Genomic DNA, 435 nt, shown 5'->3' on the forward strand with positions numbered 1-435 from the left:
CTGGCTGCACTGAAGCAGGATCCAGTCGTTCGTTCAGACCTACTTCAAATGCCGCGTTTCGAGGTACGTTTGTCACGGCGTTGGGAATGCTGCGGTAGGTTTCTGAACCGGCCAGCAGATCGGTGCTGCTGTCAGTGTTAAAGCCCTGAGTGATGCTAGTGCTAAGTAAGTTACCACTTATGTCAGTGATGTTTGCCACAATCAAACTGTAGTTACTACTAGCATCTAACAGATTTTTAGGTACTACATTGATAGTACGTCTGTCGCCACTGAGACTGACATTTACCGCAACAGATGCGCCGATACTGTCTTCAATTATAACTCCCGAAAGTTCCAGAACACTCAAAGGTTCATCAAAACGGATCCTGATCCAAACGTTGGTGGGTACGTCAGTAATACCATCAAATAAGGTGGAATCAACCAGCTCTGGTCCAG

General features: G+C 46.7%; 1 protein-coding gene. It reads right to left on the minus strand.

The window, feature by feature from the left end; all coding sequences use genetic code 11:
- On the minus strand, positions 1-435 hold a 435-nt coding region (locus tag CXF95_RS26340), incomplete at both ends, for an Ig-like domain-containing protein (RefSeq protein ID WP_157828264.1).

It is taken from the genome of Paraglaciecola sp. MB-3u-78, from assembly GCF_002835935.1.
Classification (GTDB): domain Bacteria; phylum Pseudomonadota; class Gammaproteobacteria; order Enterobacterales; family Alteromonadaceae; genus Paraglaciecola.